Here is a 17,853-nt window from a genome sequence, read left to right on the forward strand (position 1 = left end):
CTGTGGACCGGCCCCGCCGCGTTAGCCTGGAGCGTCAGACTCCAGCCAGCTCAGTCAAGGGGCCAAGCAACCCGTGCGCATCGCCAGGTTCTCCATCGACGGGAACGTCGCCTTCGGCGCGGTCGAGGGCGACCAGCCGGACCAGCTCGTCCTCGACATCATCAAGGGCATCCCGTTCGCGGACTTCGAGCTCTCCGGCACCAAGGTGCCCCTGAGCAAGGTGCGGCTCCTGCCGCCCGTACTCCCCAACAAGGTCGTCGCCTTCGGCCGCAACTACGCCGAACACGCACGCGAACTCGGCAACGAGGTGCCCGACGCCCCGTTCGCCTTCTTCAAGCCGTCCACCTCGGTCATCGGCCCCGGCGACGCGATCCAGTACCCCTCCTTCACCGAGGAACTGCACCACGAGGCCGAGCTCGCCGTCGTCATCGGCCGCATGTGCCGCGAGGTCCCGCGCGAACGGGTCAAGGACGTCGTCCTCGGCTACACCTGCGCCAACGACATCACCGCCCGCGACGTCCAGCGCCGCGAGAAGCAGTGGGCCAGGGCCAAGGGCTTCGACTCCTCCTGCCCGCTCGGCCCCTGGGTGGAGACCGACCTGGACCCGAGCGATCTCACCATCCAGCTCACGGTCAACGGCGGCCAGCGCCAGCTCGGCCGCACCAGCGAGATGATCCACTCCATCGAGGATCTGATCGTCAACATCTCCGAGGCGATGACGCTCCTCCCCGGCGACGTGATTCTCACGGGCACCCCGGCCGGCGTCGGCCCCCTCAACGTCGGCGACGAGGTCGCCGTCACCATCGAAGGCATCGGCACTCTCACCAACAAGGTTGTCAAGCGTGGCTAGCGCACCCGTACGCGTCCGTTTCTGCCCCTCGCCCACCGGTAACCCCCACGTGGGCCTGGTCCGCACCGCCCTGTTCAACTGGGCGTTCGCCCGGCACCACCAGGGCACGCTGGTCTTCCGCATCGAGGACACCGACGCGGCCCGCGACTCCGAGGAGTCGTACGACCAGCTCCTGGACTCGATGCGCTGGCTGGGCTTCGACTGGGACGAGGGCCCCGAGGTCGGCGGCCCGCACGCGCCGTACCGCCAGTCGCAGCGCATGGACATCTACAAGGATGTCGCGGCCAAGCTCCTGGACGCCGGCCACGCCTACCGCTGCTACTGCTCCCAGGAGGAGCTGGACACCCGCCGCGAGGCCGCCCGCGCCGCAGGCAAGCCCTCCGGCTACGACGGCCACTGCCGCGACCTGAGCGACGCGCAGGTCGAGGAGTACGAGGCGCAGGGCCGCGAGCCCATCGTCCGCTTCCGGATGCCCGAGGAGACGATCACCTTCACGGACCTGGTCCGCGGCGAGATCACCTACCTCCCCGAGAACGTCCCGGACTACGGCATCGTCCGCGCCAACGGCGCCCCCCTCTACACGCTCGTCAACCCGGTCGACGACGCGATGATGGAGATCACCCACGTCCTGCGCGGCGAGGACCTGCTCTCCTCCACCCCCCGCCAGGTCGCCCTGTACAAGGCGCTGATCGAGCTGGGCGTCGCCAAGGAGATCCCCGCCTTCGGCCACCTGCCGTACGTCATGGGCGAGGGCAACAAGAAGCTCTCCAAGCGCGACCCCCAGTCGAGCCTGAACCTCTACCGGGAGCGCGGCTTCCTCCCCGAGGGCCTGCTCAACTACCTCTCCCTGCTCGGCTGGTCGCTCTCCGCCGACCAGGACATCTTCACGATCGAGGAGATGGTCGCGGCCTTCGACGTCTCCGACGTCCAGCCCAACCCGGCCCGCTTCGACCTCAAGAAGTGCGAGGCGATCAACGCCGACCACATCCGCCTGCTCGAGGTGAAGGACTTCACCGAGCGCTGTCGCCCGTGGCTGAAGGCCCCCGTCGCCCCCTGGGCGCCCCAGGACTTCGACGAGGCCAAGTGGCAGGCGATCGCGCCGCACGCGCAGACCCGCCTGAAGGTCCTCTCCGAGATCACGGACAACGTCGACTTCCTGTTCCTGCCGGAGCCGGCCGTCGACGAGGCGTCCTGGACCAAGGCGATGAAGGAGGGCTCCGACGCCCTGCTGCGCACCGCCCGGGAGAAGCTGGACGCGGCCGACTGGACGTCCCCCGAGTCCCTCAAGGAGGCCGTCCTGGCCGCCGGCGAGGCCCACGGCCTCAAGCTCGGCAAGGCCCAGGCCCCCGTCCGCGTCGCCGTCACCGGCCGCACGGTCGGCCTGCCCCTCTTCGAGTCCCTGGAGGTCCTGGGCAAGGAGAAGACGCTGACCAGGATCGACGCGGCCCTGGCGAGGCTCACGGCCGCGTAGACGGCATCCGGCACACGCGAACAGGGCGGCAGCGCGAAAGCTGCCGCCCTGTCGTCACTTCGTCACTCCATCACTGTGCTCAGGCGCGCCCGGAGTAGGCGAGACCGCACCTGGTGCTGTCTCCCTTGACCGCGCAGAGCTGGATGTACACCGTGCTGCCCTCGGTGAGGTTCCCCGAGTTCCACGAGCTGGTGTAGGGGGCGTTGTGCCCGCGTGTGGTGGCTTTGCGTCCGGTCGAGGGGCTGATCATCGTGGCTTCCAGGCCCCAGCCGTCGGCGAGCCGGTCCAGAACCCTGAACGCGTCTCCGGGGGTGCTGCCGGACGGGTCGGCGTTCCACTGCATCGCGCCCGCGAAGGTGCCGTTGTTGAAGGCGGTGATGTTGAAGTCGCCGTCCGAGCTGACCGACCCCTTCTCGAACGTCCACTGGGCCGCCGCCGCCGCTTCGGTCGATCCGATCGTGAAGGACGTGCCGAGTATCAGTGCGCTGCTGGCGAAGAGCGTGCCGACGCGCTTCGTGAACCGACCGTTCACTGCAAATCCCCCTCGAATCCCACTGGTTGACAAACCGGAGTGATCATTCAGGGACAGGTTGAAACTGTCAACGGTTCTGTGGCCGGGCGGTTGCGGTGAGTGTTGGGTACGGTCGGTGGCATGCCGATCCGAGCCGTTGTCTGGGACGTCGACGACACCCTCTTCGACTACACCACCGCCGACCGCGAGGGCATGCGCGCCCATCTCGTGGCGGAAGGGCTCCTCGCGGGGTACGGGTCGGCCGAGGAGGCCCTCGTGCGCTGGCGGGAGATCACCGAGCGGCAATGGGCCCGCTTCGCGGCCGGTGAGGTCGACTTCGTCACACAGCGGCGCGACCGCACCCGGGTCTTCCTGGGCCGGCCGGAGCTGACGGACGCCGAGGCGGACGACTGGTTCCAGCGGTACGTCACGCACTACGAGGCCGCCTGGTCCCTCTTCCCGGACGTCCTGCCCGTCCTCGACGCCCTCGCCGGCAGCCACCGGCACGCCGTGCTCTCGAACTCCAGCCTGACCGTCCAGGACCGCAAGCTGCGCGTCCTCGGCGTGCACGACCGGTTCGAGGCGATCCTGTGCGCCGCCGAGCTGGGCGTCTCCAAGCCCGAGCCCGGCGCCTTCCTGGCCGCCTGCGACGCCCTCGGCCTCACCCCGCCCGAGGTCGCCTACGTCGGCGACCACCCGGAGATCGACGGACGCGGAGCCGCGGACGCCGGGCTGCTGTCGGTCTGGATCGACCGCGGTGGCGTGTACGCGACGGTCGATCCGCCCGTCGGGCCGCGCCGGATCGCCTCCCTCTCCGAACTCCCCGCGCTCCTCGGCGCCGATACCCGTTTTGGAGCCCCGTCCACCTTCGGGTAATGTTCTTCCTGCGCCGCCGAGGAGCGGGCCGAAAGGGCCGGGAACCGGAAGCGCAACGCTAGAACGAGATCCCCCAGGGGCTTGCGTTCCAGTGGCCTATGGTGTAATTGGCAGCACGACTGATTCTGGTTCAGTTAGTCTAGGTTCGAGTCCTGGTAGGCCAGCTCGCAGAGCTTATCTGCGCCGTGGAGATCAACTCCACAAAGCCCCCGTTGTGTAGCGGCCTAGCACGCCGCCCTCTCAAGGCGGTAGCGCCGGTTCGAATCCGGTCGGGGGTACAGATCCTTCCCGCGGGAACAGTCCGGGTCGCACCCATTGTTCTCGATGCAGGATCGCTAGGGCCCCCGTTGTGTAGCGGCCTAGCACGCCGCCCTCTCAAGGCGGTAGCGCCGGTTCGAATCCGGTCGGGGGTACGAACTGGTCTAAACCACATTGGTCTATGGTGTAATTGGCAGCACGACTGATTCTGGTTCAGTTAGTCTAGGTTCGAGTCCTGGTAGACCAGCTCGGATCTGCGGCGATGTAGCATTAACGCCTGCAAGATCCACGCCCCCGTTGTGTAGCGGCCTAGCACGCCGCCCTCTCAAGGCGGTAGCGCCGGTTCGAATCCGGTCGGGGGTACAACACGGTTCGGTGGCCCTTCGCTTCAGCGGAGGGCCACCGGCGTTTTCGCGGTTTCCGACGTCCGTACGGTGCCGTCGCCCCGGGAGGGGGCCCGCCGCGGCGTTGAGGCGGGCCCGTTCCGGTCACGTGTCCGGGAGGGTGCGGTCAGCCCGTGCGGCGCAGGGCCTCGGAGAGGCGGCCGGCGGCGTCGATGATCGCCTGGGCGTGCATACGGCCCGGGTGGCGGCTGAGGCGCTCGATGGGTCCGGAGACGGACACGGCGGCCACCACACGGTTGGAGGGGCCGCGCACCGGGGCGGAGACGGACGCCACGCCCGGCTCCCGCTCGCCGATGGACTGCGCCCAGCCCCGCCGCCGCACACCGGACAGGGCCGTCGCCGTGAAGCGGGCACCCTGCAGACCGCGGTGAAGACGCTCGGGCTCCTCCCAGGCCATGAGGATCTGCGCCGACGAACCGGCCTTCATGGTGAGCGTGGAACCTACCGGCACGGTGTCCCTGAGGCCCGACAGGCGCTCGGCCGCGGCCACGCAGATCCGCATGTCCCCCTGGCGGCGGTAGAGCTGAGCGCTCTCGCCCGTGATGTCACGGAGGTGGGTGAGCACCGGCCCCGCCGTGGCGAGCAGGCGGTCCTCGCCGGCCGCCGCGGCCAGTTCGGCCAGGCGCGGGCCGAGAATGAAACGGCCCTGCATGTCGCGCGCCACCATACGGTGGTGTTCCAGCGCCACGGCCAGGCGGTGGGCCGTGGGTCGTGCCAGTCCGGTCGCAGCGACCAACCCCGCGAGGGTGGCCGGGCCGGACTCCAGAGCGCTCAGGACGAGGGCCGCCTTGTCCAGAACGCCGACGCCGCTACTGTTGTCCATGCAACGATACTCCCGTCTCACTCTGTGAAACGCAAGTTCAATTTTCCATGGAACCCGCCACTCTGGACGGCAGGAAGTCACAACGGCCCGTGACGCACGGGCCTGGTGGCGGTTGCCCGGAAACACAGGGGTGCGGGCACCGCTTCCCCAAGATCTCTAGTTGGGTCGGCGCTTCGTCGCCGACCGGAGGGAAAGCGATGGGTAGGACACTCGCGGAGAAGGTCTGGGACGACCACGTCGTCCGGCGCGCCGAAGGCGAGCCCGACCTCCTCTTCATCGATCTGCACCTGCTGCACGAGGTGACCAGCCCGCAGGCCTTCGACGGCCTCCGCAAGAGCGGCCGCCCGGTGCGCCGGCTCGACCTGACCATCGCCACCGAGGACCACAACACCCCCACCCTCGACATCGACAAGCCCATCGCGGACCCGGTCTCCCGGATCCAGCTGGAGACGCTGCGGCGGAACTGCGCGGACTTCGGCGTCCGGCTGCACCCGCTGGGCGACGTCGAGCAGGGCGTCGTACACGTCGTCGGCCCGCAGCTGGGTCTGACCCAGCCCGGCACCACCGTGGTCTGCGGCGACTCGCACACCTCCACGCACGGCGCCTTCGGCGCGCTGGCGTTCGGCATCGGCACCTCCCAGGTCGAGCACGTGCTGGCCACCCAGACGCTGCCCATGGCCCGCCCGAAGACCATGGCGATCACCGTCAACGGCGAACTGCCCGACGGCGTCACGGCCAAGGACCTGATCCTGGCGATCATCGCGAGGATCGGCACCGGCGGCGGCCAGGGCTACATCCTGGAGTACCGCGGCGAGGCCATCGAGAAGCTCTCGATGGAGGCCCGCATGACCATCTGCAACATGTCGATCGAGGCCGGTGCCCGCGCGGGCATGATCGCCCCCGACGAGACCACCTTCGCCTACCTCCGGGGCCGCGCCCACGCCCCCGAGGGCGCGGACTGGGACGCGGCGGTGGAGTACTGGAAGACGCTGCGCACGGACGACGGCGCCCAGTTCGACGCCGAGGTCGTCATCGAGGCCGCCGAGCTGTCGCCGTTCGTCACCTGGGGCACCAACCCGGGCCAGGGCGCGCCGCTTTCCGCCGACGTCCCCGACCCGGCTTCGTACGAAGACGCCTCGGAGCGCTTCGCCGCCGAAAAGGCACTGGAGTACATGGGATTGGAGGCCGGGCAGCCGCTGCGCTCCATCAACGTGGACACCGTCTTCGTAGGTTCCTGCACCAACGGCCGCATCGAGGACCTGCGTGCCGCCGCCGAGATCGTGCGGGACCGCAAAGTCGCCGACGGCGTACGGATGCTGGTCGTCCCGGGCTCCGCGCGGGTGGGTCTGCAGGCCGTCTCCGAGGGCCTGGACGTGGTCTTCAAGGAGGCCGGCGCCGAGTGGCGGCACGCGGGCTGCTCGATGTGTCTGGGCATGAACCCGGACCAGCTGGCCCCCGGTGAGCGCTCCGCGTCCACCTCCAACCGCAACTTCGAGGGACGGCAGGGCAAGGGCGGCCGCACCCACCTGGTGTCGCCGCAGGTCGCGGCCGCGACGGCGGTCCTGGGCCACCTGGCCTCCCCGGCCGACCTGTCCGCCGCCGACGTCCCCACGCCCGCAGGAGTCTGAGAGTCATGGAAGCGTTCACCACCCACACCGGCCGGGCCGTCCCGCTGCGCCGCAGCAACGTCGACACCGACCAGATCATCCCCGCCCACTGGCTCAAGAAGGTGACCCGGGACGGGTTCGAGGACGGGCTGTTCGAGGCCTGGCGCAAGGACCCGGAGTTCGTGCTCAACCGGCCCGAGCGCGAGGGCGCCACGGTGCTGGTCGCCGGCCCCGACTTCGGTACCGGCTCCTCCCGTGAGCACGCCGTCTGGGCGCTGCAGAACTACGGCTTCAAGACCGTGATCTCCTCCCGGTTCGCCGACATCTTCCGCGGCAACTCGCTGAAGAACGGCCTGCTCACGGTGGTCCTCGACCAGAAGACCGTGGACGCCCTGTGGGAGCTCACCCAGAACGACCCGCAGGCCGAGATCACGGTCGACCTCGAGGCCCGCGAGGTCCGCGCCGAAGGCGTCACCGCCTCCTTCGAGCTGGACGAGAACTCCCGCTGGCGGCTGCTGAACGGGCTGGACGACATCTCGATCACCCTCCAGAACGAGGCGGACATCGCCGGCTACGAGGCCAAGCGCCCGTCGTTCAAGCCGCAGACCCTCCCGGTCTGAGACCGGAGGGCCTCGGAGGCCCGTCGCAAGGTCGAGTTTCGGCCACCCAATACCCCGGCTGTACCCCCGATCGGCCCGATCGGGGGTACAGCCGTTTCTGCTGCCTACGGCCCTCGCGTGTCACGGGCGGATCGCTCAACTTCCCACGTTAGAGGCGTGGTTGCAGGGGTACGAGAGTAATGGAAGCGCGGCCTCCGGGTGAGTCTGGAAGGCCGTCCGAGGCGGCAGTTGCCCCCTGCGCAGGCGACAACTCGCCCCAGATGGCACAATCTGTGCATGGAACACGACGGCCAACTCGAGCTCTATGCGGCGGTCGCGGTCCGGCTCAAAGAAGCGCACACAAGAGTGCGCGCACTGCAAGTCCCGGAGGGCGTACGGATGGCGCTGACCCGGAAGCTGCTGGTCATTACGGCCGCGGCCAAACACGATCTCGCCGGTGCGGCAAGGCGTCTGGAGCGGTTCACCGCGGACCTCGACGAGGGCCGATTCCCCGAAGAGGAAGGCTGAACAGGCCGGGAGAGCCCGAGTCCGTTGCGGCACAAGGGTGATTAGCCCGTTTCGTGTTTGATTTGCGGTATATATCTGCCTAACGTGCGAAAAAGCTTGAACACTTTCGTTCTGGCGATGTCTCCGAAGGGGAAGACGTGAACAAGGCGCAGCTCGTAGAAGCGATTGCCGACAAACTGGGCGGCCGACAGCAGGCCGCCGACGCTGTCGACGCGGTCCTGGACGCCCTCGTCCGTGCAGTGGTCTCGGGCGACCGGGTCTCGGTCACCGGCTTCGGCTCCTTCGAGAAGGTCGACCGCCCGGCCCGCTACGCCCGCAACCCTCAGACGGGCGAGCGGGTTCGGGTCAAGAAGACCTCCGTGCCCCGCTTCCGCGCGGGTCAGGGCTTCAAGGACCTGGTCAGCGGCTCGAAGAAGCTCCCGAAGAACGACATCGCGGTCAAGAAGGCCCCCAAGGGCAGCCTGTCCGGCCCGCCGCCCACCATCTCCAAGGCCGCGGGCAAGAAGGCCGCCGCCAAGAAGGCCACGGGCGCCGCGAAGAAGGCCACGGGCGCGGCCAAGAAGACGACCGCGGCGGCGAAGAAGGCGACGGCGAAGAAGACCGCCGGCGCGGCGAAGACGGCGACGGCGAAGAAGGCCCCCGCCAAGAAGTCCCCCGCCAAGAGCACCACGGCGGCGGCGAAGAAGACCACGGCCACGAAGGCCCCCGCGAAGAAGGCGACGGCCAAGAAGGCTCCGGCCAAGAAGTCGACCGCCCGCACGACCACCGCCAAGAAGGCCACCGCCCGCAAGAAGTAGCAGGCAGCCGCAGGAAGCAGCAGGCGAACAGGCACAGGGGCACTCACGCGCCGGGCCGGACTCCCTCTCGGAGTCCGGCCCGCGGCGTGTGCGGGACCCGACAGGACTCCGGCATGCGTCCGACGGAAGATCGGCGTTCCCGGCGCTTGGGGGCGGTGTGGGCGCTGTGGGCGGGAACTTCGCGGATCAGAACGTCTGGAGCGTCACCAGCGTGATCCGGCGGTCCGTACCCGCGCCGTCGGTCTCGATCCGCACCCGCTGTCCGGGCCGCAGCAGTCTCAGGCCCCCCGCGTCGAACGCCGCCGCGTCGAAGGGCACGGGCGTGCCGTCGTCGAGCAGCACCTGCCCGCTGCGGCTTTCCGGGTCGTACGTGTACGCGGTCGCCTGCATGTCGGCAGCCTACTGCCCGACGATCAGCAACCGCGCCGCCACCGCGGCCGTACGGGGCCCCACCCCCAGCGCCAGTGCGGTGCGCAGATCGTCGCCGGTGTCGACGTCCTGCCGTACGGAATCCACCGCGTCGAGCCGCAGTTCCACGGCGCCGGACGCGCGGTGGCGGGCCCGGGAATCCGTACCGAAAGCGGGGGACAATTCACGACCCGGAGCCGCGGCCAGCAGAGTCGTGCCGATTCCGGCGGCATCGGGGAGAAAAGCGCGCGGGAATTGTGTGGCAGCCGCCAGTACCAGCGCCAATTCCGCCGGCCGCAGCGCGGGGAGATCGGCGTTGAGCGCGGCCACCGGACTTTCGGGACGAGCCGCCCGTACCACGGCCGTCCCGTGCAGCAGGGCGGCGTTCAGACCGCCGCCGGGCTCCCCGGCGACGATCCCCGCGCCCAGCGCCGCCAGCTCCCGTCCGGCCCGCGGGTCGTCCGTGACTACTGCCACATCCGCCACCGCCGGGCAGGCCAGCGCGGCCGCCACGGTGTCCTGGGCGAACGCCAGCGCGAGGCCCGGCCGCACCCCGTCGTCCGCGGTGTCCGACAGCCTGCTCTTGGCCCGGGCAAGGGGCTTCACGGGTACGACCAAGGTCCACTGCACGAGCGTTCCGTCCTTCTCTCGTCGCCGTCATTGTCACCTGGGGGACCTGGCGGTTCACTCTCCGGGGCGTACGGTGTTCTCGACAGACGGGCGGCCCGGGGCGACACTTGTCCGGCCCCAGGCCCTGGAGGAAAGGTGTCAGCGTGCCCCGCCGCAGAATCGGCTTCTGGTACCGCTTCGCCGCGGTGCTCTGCAAACCGCCGCTCATGGTTCTGATCAAGCGGGACTGGCGGGGAATGGACAACATTCCGGTCGACGGTGGTTTTATCACCGCCGTGAACCACAATTCGCACGTGGATCCCTTCGCGTACGCGCACTACCAGTACAACACCGGGCGCGTCCCGCGATTCCTGGCCAAGAGCGGCCTTTTCCGGAAGGGATTCGTCGGTGCCGCGATGCGGGGCACCGGGCAGATCCCCGTCTACCGCGAGAGCACGGACGCGCTGAGCGCCTTCCGGGCCGCGATCGACGCCGTAGAGCGCGGCGAGTGCGTCGCCTTCTACCCCGAGGGCACCCTCACCCGCGACCCGGACGGCTGGCCGATGACCGCCAAGACCGGTGCCGCGCGCGTCGCGCTGCAGACCAGGTGCCCCGTGATCCCGGTCGCCCAGTGGGGCTGCAACGAACTGCTGCCGCCGTACGCCAAGAAGCCCAGCATCCTCCCGCGCAAGACCCACCGCGTACTGGCGGGCCCGCCGGTCGACCTGTCGCGGTTCTACGGCCAGGAGATGACCGCGGAGGTGCTGAAGGAGGCCACCGAGGTCATCATGGCCGCCGTCACCCGCCAGCTGGAGGAGATCCGCGGCGAGAAGGCGCCCGAAACGCCCTACGACCCGCGCCGGGAGCGGATCGAGCAGCGGCGCCGGACGCAGACGCAGGCACAGACACAGGCACGGACGACGCGGGCGCACACGCAGGGACCGCAGGCAGAAGGGCAGAGCACGTGAGCAAGCCCGTCAAGGCGGCAGTCTTCGGCACCGGATCATGGGGTACGGCCTTCGGCGCGGTCCTCGCCGACGCGGGGTGCGACGTCACCCTGTGGGGGCGCCGCGCCGCACTCGCCGACGCCGTCAACTCCACCCGGACCAACCCGGACTACCTGCCCGGCGTCGAACTCCCCGCGAACCTGCGGGCCACCACCGACGCCGCCGAGGCAGCGCGGGACGCCGACTTCACCGTCCTCGCCGTCCCGTCGCAGACGCTGCGCGCCAACCTCGCCGACTGGACGCCGCTGCTGGCGCCCGGCACGGTCCTGGTGTCGCTGATGAAGGGCGTCGAACTCGGCTCCGCGATGCGGATGAGCGAGGTGGTCGACGATGTCGCGGGGGTCGGCGCCGAGCGCATCGCCGTGGTCACCGGACCCAACCTGGCCCGGGAGATCGCCGCCCGCATGCCGGCCGCCGCCGTGGTCGCCTGCCCCGACGAATCCGTCGCCCAGCGGCTCCAGACCGCCTGCCACACGCCGTACTTCCGCCCGTACACCAACACCGACGTCATCGGCTGCGAACTCGGCGGCGCCGTCAAGAACGTGATCGGTCTCGCCGTGGGCATCGCGGACGGCATGGGCCTCGGTGACAACGCCAAGGGGTCCCTCATCACGCGCGGCCTCGCCGAGACCACGCGTCTCGGGGTCGCCCTGGGCGCCGACCCGCTGACCTTCTCCGGACTGGCCGGTCTCGGCGACCTGGTGGCGACCTGCTCCTCGCCGCTGTCCCGCAACCACACCTTCGGCACCAACCTCGGCAAGGGCATGACCCTCCAGGAGACCATCGCGGTCACCAGGCAGACCGCCGAGGGCGTCAAGTCCTGCGAGTCCGTACTGGATCTGGCCCGCAGGCACGGCGTCGACATGCCGATCACCGAGACGGTCGTGGGCATCGTGCACGAGGGCAAGCCCCCGGTGGTCGCGCTCAAGGAGCTGATGTCGCGCAGCGCGAAGCCGGAACGACGCTGAGCGACGCCGGAACGGAACCTGGGCGCCGACCCGCGCCACGCGGCCCCCGGGACGCTGTGTCGGGGCCCTACGGGCGGGTACCCTCGACGCGATATGAGCACCGAGAACCTCCCCCAGAGCCCCGAGCAGCCGCCTCGCAAACCGCGTGTGGCCGTCGTGTTCGGCGGGCGCAGCTCCGAACACGGGATCTCCGTGGTCACGGCCGGCGCCGTCCTCGCGGCCATCGACCGGACCAAGTACGACGTCCTGCCGATCGGCATCACCCGGGACGGCCGCTGGGCCCTCACCGCCGACGAACCGGAACGCATGGCGATCACCGAACGCCGTACCCCCGACGTCGAGGAGCTGGCCGAGTCGACCGAGGGCGGCGTGGTGCTGCCCGTCGACCCCGGCAACCGCGAGGTCGTCTACAGCGAACCCGGCTCGGTGCCCAAGGCGCTGGGCGAGGTCGACGTCGTCTTCCCCGTGCTGCACGGCCCCTACGGCGAGGACGGCACCCTCCAGGGCCTGCTGGAGCTGTCCGGTGTGCCCTACGTCGGCGCGGGCGTCCTCGCCTCGGCCGTCGGCCAGGACAAGGAGTACATGAAGGCCGTGTTCACCTCCTACGGGCTGAAGGTCGGCCCGTACGTGGTGATCCGCCCCCGCGAGTGGGAGCAGGACCGTTCCGGCGCCCGGGAGAAGGTCGTCGGCTTCGCCGGCGAGCACGGCTGGCCGCTGTTCGTGAAGCCCGCGCGCGCGGGCTCCTCGATCGGCATCACCAAGGTCGAGGACCTCTCAGGGCTCGACGAGGCGATCGAGGAGGCCCGGCGCCACGACCCGAAGATCCTCGTGGAGGCCGCGCTGCGCGGCCGGGAGATCGAGTGCGGGGTGCTGGAGTTCGAGGACGGCCCCCGCGCCTCCGTCCCCGCGGAGATCCCGCCGCCCTCGGAGCACGCGTACTACGACTTCGAGGCCAAGTACATCGACTCGACCCCCGGTATCGTCCCCGCCCCGCTGACGCCGGACGAGACCGCCGGGATCCAGCGGCTCGCCGTGGCGGCGTTCGACGCGGCCTCCTGCGAGGGGCTGGTGCGCGCGGACTTCTTCCTCACCGAGGACGGCGAGTTCGTCATCAACGAGATCAACACCATGCCCGGCTTCACGCCGATCTCCATGTACCCGCAGATGTGGCAGGCGAGCGGTGTGAGCTACCCGGAACTGGTGGACCGGCTGGTCCAGGCGGCGCTGCGGCGGCCCACGGGACTGCGCTGACGGCCCGCCCGGCGCACCACGACGAAGGCGATCCCCTCGGGGATCGCCTTCGTCACGACCGGTGGGAACCCACACCTCCTCCGAGGGTCCCCCCGCCCCGCAGCGCAGTATGATCAGCGGGTTTCCCCAGCCCGCCTCCTGCCGGCGGCAGCGCCGTGTCCGGGTTCAGCGACAGCTTGACGACCTCGCGCCCGGGCCGGAACCGCCGCCGACTCGCTGTCGTCTGCTGAGGGAGCAGCCTGCGGCGGCGATCAGCAGCGCGAGCGCGAAGGGGCGGAAGGGGGCTAGAGATGAACGACCGGACAGGTCAGAGTGCGGGTGATGCCGTCCACTTGCTGGACCTTGGCGACCACCATGCGCCCCAGGTCGTCGACGGTGTCGGACTGGGCGCGGACGATGACATCGTAGGGTCCTGTCACGTCCTCGGCCTGGATCACTCCAGGGATCTTGCTGATCGTCTCGGCGACGGTCGACGCTTTGCCGACCTCCGTCTGGATCAGGATGTACGCCTGTACCACGGAACCTCCAGAGCGGCCACGAGGATCATGTGGGGAAAAGGAACGCCACGGTATCGCGTCGCCGCTCTCCACGGGGAGATCCGCGGAATACGGGACTCGCGCGCCGGGGTGCCGCGATGACGCGAGTCGGCGATCACGCCGACCGTGGCGACGGTCATTTCGACCGTAACGAGGACACAGATGACGCGCGACCGGGCACGGACAGGGACAGAAGGGGAGCCAAGTCGATGAAGGGCACTGTTGGTGAGCTCGGGGAGTTCGGGCTCATCAGGGAGCTCACCTCCCGTCTCACCACCACCCCGGCGGTCCGGGTCGGCCCCGGCGACGACGCCGCCGTGGTCGCCGCGCCCGACCGCAGAGTGGTGGCCAGCACCGACATCCTGGTGGAGGGCCGGCACTTCCGTCGTGACTGGTCCACCGCGTACGACGTGGGCCGCAAGGCGGCGGCGCAGAACCTGGCCGACATCGCGGCCATGGGCGCCGTACCGACCGCGCTGCTGCTCGGCCTGGTCGTGCCCGCCGAACTGCCGGTGGCCTGGCCGACCGAGCTGATGGACGGCCTGCGCGACGAGTGCCAGGTCGCGGGTGCCTCCGTGGTCGGCGGCGACGTGGTGCGCGGCGACACGATCACCGTCTCCATCACCGCGCTGGGCGACCTGCGCAACCAGGAGCCCGTCACCCGCGGCGGCGCCCGGCCCGGCGACCTGGTCGCGGTGACCGGCTGGCTCGGCTGGTCCGCGGCCGGGTTCGCCGTGCTGTCCCGGGGCTTCCGCTCGCCGCGCGCCTTCGTCGAGGCCCACCGCCGCCCGGAGCCGCCGTACCACGCGGGGCCGGCCGCCGCGGGCCTCGGCGCCACCGCGATGTGTGACGTGAGCGACGGGCTGATCGCCGACCTGAGCCACATCGCCGAGGCCAGCAAGGTCAGGATCGACATCCGCTCCGGGCAGATCGACATCCCGTCCCAGATGAACGACATCGGTCAGGCCGTCGGTGTCGACCCCATGCAGTGGGTGCTCACCGGGGGAGAGGACCACGCGATCGTGGCCACCTTCCCGCCCGACGTGAAGCTGCCCGCCCGCTGGAAGGTCATCGGCGAGGTCCTCAACCCCTCCGCCCTGCCCCAGGTGACCGTCGACGGGGCGCCCTGGACCAGCAAGGGCGGCTGGGACCACTTCGGCGAGGACGTGGAGTCATGAGCCTTCCCCTGGTCCTCACCGTGGCCGGCTCCGACTCCGGCGGCGGCGCCGGCATCCAGGCCGACCTGAAGACGATGCTCGCCCTCGGCACGCACGGCATGAGCGTGCTCACCGCGGTGACCGCGCAGAACTCGCTCGGCGTGCAGGGCGCCTGGGAACTGCCCGTGGAGGCGGTGCGGGCCCAGTACCGCAGCGTCGTGGACGACATCGGCGTCCAGGCGGTCAAGACCGGGATGCTCTCCTCGGCCGAACTGGTCGAGACGGTCGCCGAATTGATCGGCGGCACCGACGCCCCGGCCGTCGTCGACCCGGTCGGCGTCTCCAAGCACGGGGACGCGCTCCTCGCCGCCTCCGCGCTGGACTCCGTACGCACCAAGCTGCTGCCGGTGGCGACCGTCGCGACCCCGAACCTCGACGAGGTCGGGCAACTCACCGGCGTACGCGTCGAGTCCGACACCGATCTGCGCCGCGCGGCGGCGGCCGTCCTGGAGTACGGGCCGCGCTGGGTCCTGATCAAGGGCGGCCATCTGCGCGGCGACGCCGTGGACCTGCTCACCGACGGCTTGGAGGAGCACTGGCTGCGCGCCCCGCGCCTGGACAACCGGCACACCCACGGCACGGGCTGCACCCTCGCGTCGGCCGTCGCCTGCGGACTGGCGAAGGGGCGGTCGGTGCCGGAGGCGGTCGCGGCGGCCAAGGAGTACGTCACCGGGGCGATCGCGGCCGGGTTCGCGCTCGGCGGCGGCATCGGTCCGGTGGACCACGGCTGGGCGCTCGGGCGGGACCACGGCTGAGCGCCCGGGGAGGGGAGTGGCGCGGCATGGGCGGGACTGCCCGCCGCGCCGGTTTTCCGACACGGCAAAAAGCCGGCCCACCCGAGGTGGACCGGCTTAGTGCAGCGGACCAGGCAGTGGCCGCGCGCTCAGCTGACGCGTCAGCGCGAGACCTTCCCGGCCTTGATGCACGAGGTGCAAGCGTTCACGCGCTTCGGCGTCCCGCCGACCACGGTACGCACACGCTGGATGTTCGGGTTCCAGCGACGGGACGTACGGCGGTGCGAGTGCGAGATGTTGTTGCCGAAGCTCGGCCCCTTGCCACAGACGTCGCAGTTGGCAGCCACGGGTCACTCCAAAGACTTCAGATGCACTTACGGTTGACCCCGGCATGCCGGGATCAAGGTTCCGGAGCCGCGAACGGTCCGGGATCTGAGTGGCGGTGCCAGGGGGGAAAGCCCGATCGGGATCGGGCAACCGGAGCAGCATACAACGGCTGCTCCCGTACAACGAAACTACCACGGCAGCTCAGGGGGCCCGCCCCGGCCCACTTCCGGTGGGCACCGTCCCAAGGTCTACGCTGCCTGCCACGTCCAGCAGCTCAGGGAGGCGCAGGTGGCGCAGGTGCCGCAGAGGTTCTTCGACGCTCTGGCGGTGCGCACCTGGTGCGGTCTGTCGCTGCGCGCGCTGGGACGTGCGCGCGAGGAGATCGACGCGATCAACGTCTATCCGGTCGCGGACGGGGACACCGGCACGAACCTGTACCTGACCGTCGAGTCGGCCGTCGCGGCGGTGGAGGCGGTGTTCGCGGCGCACGCGGTGGACGCGGCGGGCGACGGGGAGCCGGACGACGGCGACGGTCCGTCGCTGGCCGACGCCGTGGGCGCCATGGCGCACGGCGCGCTGATCGGCGCGCGGGGCAACTCCGGGACGATCCTCGCGCAGCTGCTGCGCGGCATGGCCCAGGTGCTCGCCGCCCGAGGTGAACCCGCTCACACCGATGGTGCGGGACTGCGGCTGGCGCTGCGGCGCGCGGCCGACTCCGCCCGGCAGGCCGTGGCCCACCCGGTCGAGGGCACCGTCCTGACCGTCGCCTCGGCCGCCGCCGACGCGGCCGAAGAGGCGGCGGCCGAGGCGACGGCCGACGGCGCCGAGGGCACGGAGGGCGACTGCGCGGCGGTGGCCCGCGCGGCCTACGAGGGAGCCCGCGAGGCACTCGCCGCGACTCCGGACCGGCTGCCCGTCCTGGAGCGCGCCGGAGTGGTCGACGCCGGCGGACAGGGCCTGGTGACGGTGCTCGCGGCCCTGGTGGAGACGTTCACGGGCCGGGCGGAGACACTCCCGGGCCGGGCCCCGGCACCGGGGAACGCCGTGCGGCACGCGCGCGCGGAGCACGGCGGCGAGGCCCCCGCCCAGAAGTGCGCCGCGGAGGAGGGCGACGGCAGCGGCCCCGCCTTCGAGGTGATCTACCTCCTGGAGGCCGAGGACGCGGCCGTGGCACGGCTGCGGCAGCGGCTCGACGCCCTCGGGGACTCGCTCGTCGTGGTCGGCGGCGACGGACTGTGGAACGTCCACGTGCACGTCGACGACGCGGGCGCGGCCGTGGAGGCGGGCGTCGAGGCCGGGCGGCCGTACCGGATCCGCATCACCCACTTCGGCCACGGCGACGCGCACACCAGCGCGGCCGAGCGGATGCCCCGTGAACGCGCCCAGCGGGCCGTGGTGGCCGTCGTGCCGGGGGAGGGGCTGGCCGGGCTGTACACCGAGGCCGGCGCGACCACCGTGCTCGCACGCCCCGGGGAGCCGCCCGCGAGCGGGGAACTCGTCCAGGCCGTACGGCGGGCGCACGCGCGCGAGGTCGTGCTGCTGCCCAACGACGCCGAACTGCGCCACACCGCCGCCGCGGCGGCCGAGCAGGCCCGCACCGAAGGTGTCCGGGTCGCCCTGATCCCGACCCGCTCGGCGGTCCAGGGCATCGCCGCCCTCGCCGTGCACGAACCCGATCGGCGCTTCGACGAGGACGTGGTCGCGATGACCTCGGCGGCCGGCGCGACCCGCCACGCCGAGGTCACCGTCGCCGAACGCCAGTCCTGGACCACGGCCGGCATCTGCCAGGCCGGCGACGTACTCGGCCTCGTCGACGGCGACGTGGCCGTCATCGGCACGGACGTCACGGAGGTCGCCACGACCGTCCTGGACCGCATGCTCGCGGCCGGCGGGGAGCTGGTCACCCTCGTCCTCGGCGACGGAGCCCCCCGGGCCGTCGCCGCCCACCTGGAGGCCCGCGTCCGCGACGCGTACCTCGCCGTCGACACGGTCGTCTACCAGGGCGGCCGACAGGGCGCGCTGCTGCTGATCGGCGTGGAGTAGCGGGACCGGTAGCGCCGGTTCTCCCGGGA

Annotated in this window: 19 protein-coding genes and 5 tRNA genes; 18 read left to right on the plus strand and 6 right to left on the minus strand. The window is 70.9% G+C overall.

Annotated features, from left to right (window positions below; all coding sequences use genetic code 11):
* The first annotated feature begins 73 nt into the window (after positions 1-73).
* Together QC283_RS14490 and gltX are read left to right on the plus strand one after the other, a co-directional pair.
* Positions 74-850 (plus strand): fumarylacetoacetate hydrolase family protein, encoded by a 777-nt coding sequence (locus QC283_RS14490; protein ID WP_279561908.1) that lies wholly within the window; start codon positions 74-76, stop codon positions 848-850.
* Entirely contained in the window at positions 834-2,321 is a 1,488-nt protein-coding gene (gene gltX / locus QC283_RS14495; RefSeq protein WP_279561909.1) for a glutamate--tRNA ligase, read from the plus strand. Before QC283_RS14490 ends, gltX begins: the two co-directional genes overlap by 17 nt.
* A gap of 79 nt (positions 2,322-2,400) precedes the next feature.
* Here the strand turns inward: gltX and QC283_RS14500 are convergent, their stop codons facing one another.
* Positions 2,401-2,853, minus strand: a complete 453-nt coding sequence (locus QC283_RS14500; protein WP_279561910.1) for a hypothetical protein — start codon at positions 2,851-2,853, stop codon at positions 2,401-2,403.
* A gap of 120 nt (positions 2,854-2,973) precedes the next feature.
* Here QC283_RS14500 and QC283_RS14505 point away from each other — a divergent pair, with 120 nt between their 5' ends.
* The 6 genes from QC283_RS14505 to QC283_RS14530 all read left to right on the plus strand — a co-directional run bounded on the left by QC283_RS14505 (position 2,974) and on the right by QC283_RS14530 (position 4,329).
* A complete protein-coding gene (locus QC283_RS14505) occupies positions 2,974-3,708 on the plus strand; it encodes an HAD family hydrolase (RefSeq protein ID WP_279561911.1) in 735 nt (244 codons plus the stop codon).
* Between the two features lie 92 nt (positions 3,709-3,800).
* A tRNA-Gln gene (locus tag QC283_RS14510) sits at positions 3,801-3,872 on the plus strand.
* A gap of 41 nt (positions 3,873-3,913) precedes the next feature.
* Positions 3,914-3,986: transfer RNA gene (locus QC283_RS14515), tRNA-Glu, on the plus strand.
* Between the two features lie 62 nt (positions 3,987-4,048).
* Positions 4,049-4,121, plus strand: a tRNA-Glu gene (locus QC283_RS14520).
* Positions 4,122-4,141: 20 nt separating this feature from the next.
* Positions 4,142-4,213, plus strand: a tRNA-Gln gene (locus QC283_RS14525).
* Positions 4,214-4,256: 43 nt separating this feature from the next.
* Positions 4,257-4,329 (plus strand) — tRNA-Glu (locus QC283_RS14530).
* Positions 4,330-4,476: 147 nt separating this feature from the next.
* On the opposite strand, the gene ndgR is transcribed toward QC283_RS14530, so the two are convergent.
* Positions 4,477-5,193, minus strand: a complete 717-nt coding sequence (ndgR, locus tag QC283_RS14535; RefSeq protein ID WP_279561912.1) for an IclR family transcriptional regulator NdgR — start codon at positions 5,191-5,193, stop codon at positions 4,477-4,479.
* Between the two features lie 197 nt (positions 5,194-5,390).
* On the opposite strand from ndgR, the gene leuC reads away from it, so the two are divergent.
* From leuC to QC283_RS14555, 4 genes are all read left to right on the plus strand, one after another.
* On the plus strand, positions 5,391-6,821 hold the full coding sequence (gene leuC, locus QC283_RS14540; RefSeq protein WP_279561913.1) for a 3-isopropylmalate dehydratase large subunit: 1,431 nt from the start codon (positions 5,391-5,393) through the stop codon (positions 6,819-6,821).
* A gap of 5 nt (positions 6,822-6,826) precedes the next feature.
* Complete coding sequence (gene leuD / locus QC283_RS14545) at positions 6,827-7,420, plus strand: 3-isopropylmalate dehydratase small subunit (RefSeq protein ID WP_279561914.1); 594 nt, start codon at positions 6,827-6,829, stop codon at positions 7,418-7,420.
* Positions 7,421-7,696: 276 nt separating this feature from the next.
* Complete coding sequence (locus QC283_RS14550; RefSeq protein WP_279561915.1) at positions 7,697-7,927, plus strand: hypothetical protein; 231 nt, start codon at positions 7,697-7,699, stop codon at positions 7,925-7,927.
* A gap of 137 nt (positions 7,928-8,064) precedes the next feature.
* Complete coding sequence (locus QC283_RS14555; protein ID WP_279561916.1) at positions 8,065-8,724, plus strand: HU family DNA-binding protein; 660 nt, start codon at positions 8,065-8,067, stop codon at positions 8,722-8,724.
* A 186-nt stretch (positions 8,725-8,910) separates the two neighbouring features.
* Here the strand turns inward: QC283_RS14555 and QC283_RS14560 are convergent, their stop codons facing one another.
* Together QC283_RS14560 and cofC are read right to left on the minus strand one after the other, a co-directional pair.
* Positions 8,911-9,114 carry a hypothetical protein gene (locus QC283_RS14560; protein ID WP_279561917.1) on the minus strand — a complete coding sequence of 68 codons (204 nt, stop codon included), beginning with the start codon at positions 9,112-9,114 and terminating at the stop codon, positions 8,911-8,913.
* Positions 9,115-9,123: 9 nt separating this feature from the next.
* Positions 9,124-9,762 carry a 2-phospho-L-lactate guanylyltransferase gene (gene cofC, locus QC283_RS14565; RefSeq protein WP_279561918.1) on the minus strand — a complete coding sequence of 213 codons (639 nt, stop codon included), beginning with the start codon at positions 9,760-9,762 and terminating at the stop codon, positions 9,124-9,126.
* A 143-nt stretch (positions 9,763-9,905) separates the two neighbouring features.
* Here cofC and QC283_RS14570 point away from each other — a divergent pair, with 143 nt between their 5' ends.
* From QC283_RS14570 to QC283_RS14580, 3 genes are all read left to right on the plus strand, one after another.
* Positions 9,906-10,709, plus strand: a complete 804-nt coding sequence (locus QC283_RS14570; RefSeq protein WP_279561919.1) for a lysophospholipid acyltransferase family protein — start codon at positions 9,906-9,908, stop codon at positions 10,707-10,709.
* Entirely contained in the window at positions 10,706-11,716 is a 1,011-nt protein-coding gene (locus QC283_RS14575) for an NAD(P)H-dependent glycerol-3-phosphate dehydrogenase (protein ID WP_279561920.1), read from the plus strand. Before QC283_RS14570 ends, QC283_RS14575 begins: the two co-directional genes overlap by 4 nt.
* Before the next feature lie 93 nt (positions 11,717-11,809).
* Positions 11,810-12,967, plus strand: coding sequence for a D-alanine--D-alanine ligase family protein (locus QC283_RS14580; protein ID WP_279561921.1), 1,158 nt, complete (start codon positions 11,810-11,812; stop codon positions 12,965-12,967).
* Between the two features lie 284 nt (positions 12,968-13,251).
* On the opposite strand, the gene QC283_RS14585 is transcribed toward QC283_RS14580, so the two are convergent.
* Positions 13,252-13,485 (minus strand): Lrp/AsnC family transcriptional regulator, encoded by a 234-nt coding sequence (locus QC283_RS14585; RefSeq protein WP_053137604.1) that lies wholly within the window; start codon positions 13,483-13,485, stop codon positions 13,252-13,254.
* 227 nt (positions 13,486-13,712) lie between these two features.
* Between QC283_RS14585 and QC283_RS14590 the strand changes: the two genes are divergently transcribed.
* Together QC283_RS14590 and thiD are read left to right on the plus strand one after the other, a co-directional pair.
* Positions 13,713-14,681: a thiamine-phosphate kinase gene (locus QC283_RS14590; RefSeq protein WP_279561922.1), complete on the plus strand. Its 969-nt coding sequence runs from the start codon at positions 13,713-13,715 to the stop codon at positions 14,679-14,681.
* Positions 14,678-15,475 carry a bifunctional hydroxymethylpyrimidine kinase/phosphomethylpyrimidine kinase gene (thiD, locus tag QC283_RS14595; protein WP_279561923.1) on the plus strand — a complete coding sequence of 266 codons (798 nt, stop codon included), beginning with the start codon at positions 14,678-14,680 and terminating at the stop codon, positions 15,473-15,475. Before QC283_RS14590 ends, thiD begins: the two co-directional genes overlap by 4 nt.
* Before the next feature lie 140 nt (positions 15,476-15,615).
* Here thiD and rpmB read toward each other — a convergent pair whose 3' ends face one another.
* Positions 15,616-15,801 (minus strand): 50S ribosomal protein L28, encoded by a 186-nt coding sequence (gene rpmB, locus QC283_RS14600; RefSeq protein ID WP_013000438.1) that lies wholly within the window; start codon positions 15,799-15,801, stop codon positions 15,616-15,618.
* A 268-nt stretch (positions 15,802-16,069) separates the two neighbouring features.
* Here rpmB and QC283_RS14605 point away from each other — a divergent pair, with 268 nt between their 5' ends.
* Entirely contained in the window at positions 16,070-17,824 is a 1,755-nt protein-coding gene (locus QC283_RS14605) for a DAK2 domain-containing protein (RefSeq protein WP_279561924.1), read from the plus strand.
* Positions 17,825-17,853 lie beyond the last annotated feature (29 nt).

The organism is Streptomyces sp. DH41 (assembly GCF_029813785.1).
In the GTDB taxonomy this organism is placed as follows: domain Bacteria; phylum Actinomycetota; class Actinomycetes; order Streptomycetales; family Streptomycetaceae; genus Streptomyces.

Excerpts from the sequence above, each read along its gene's own strand:
- ndgR (WP_279561912.1), bottom strand. The coding sequence starts at position 5,193 with ATGGACAACAGTAGCGGCGTCGGCGTTCTGGACAAGGCGGCCCTCGTC.
- QC283_RS14550 (WP_279561915.1), top strand. The coding sequence starts at position 7,697 with ATGGAACACGACGGCCAACTCGAGCTCTATGCGGCGGTCGCGGTCCGG.
- QC283_RS14560 (WP_279561917.1), bottom strand. The coding sequence starts at position 9,114 with ATGCAGGCGACCGCGTACACGTACGACCCGGAAAGCCGCAGCGGGCAG.
- leuC (WP_279561913.1), top strand. The coding sequence starts at position 5,391 with ATGGGTAGGACACTCGCGGAGAAGGTCTGGGACGACCACGTCGTCCGG.
- leuD (WP_279561914.1), top strand. The coding sequence starts at position 6,827 with ATGGAAGCGTTCACCACCCACACCGGCCGGGCCGTCCCGCTGCGCCGC.
- QC283_RS14580 (WP_279561921.1), top strand. The coding sequence starts at position 11,810 with ATGAGCACCGAGAACCTCCCCCAGAGCCCCGAGCAGCCGCCTCGCAAA.
- QC283_RS14590 (WP_279561922.1), top strand. The coding sequence starts at position 13,713 with ATGAAGGGCACTGTTGGTGAGCTCGGGGAGTTCGGGCTCATCAGGGAG.
- QC283_RS14505 (WP_279561911.1), top strand. The coding sequence starts at position 2,974 with ATGCCGATCCGAGCCGTTGTCTGGGACGTCGACGACACCCTCTTCGAC.
- thiD (WP_279561923.1), top strand. The coding sequence starts at position 14,678 with ATGAGCCTTCCCCTGGTCCTCACCGTGGCCGGCTCCGACTCCGGCGGC.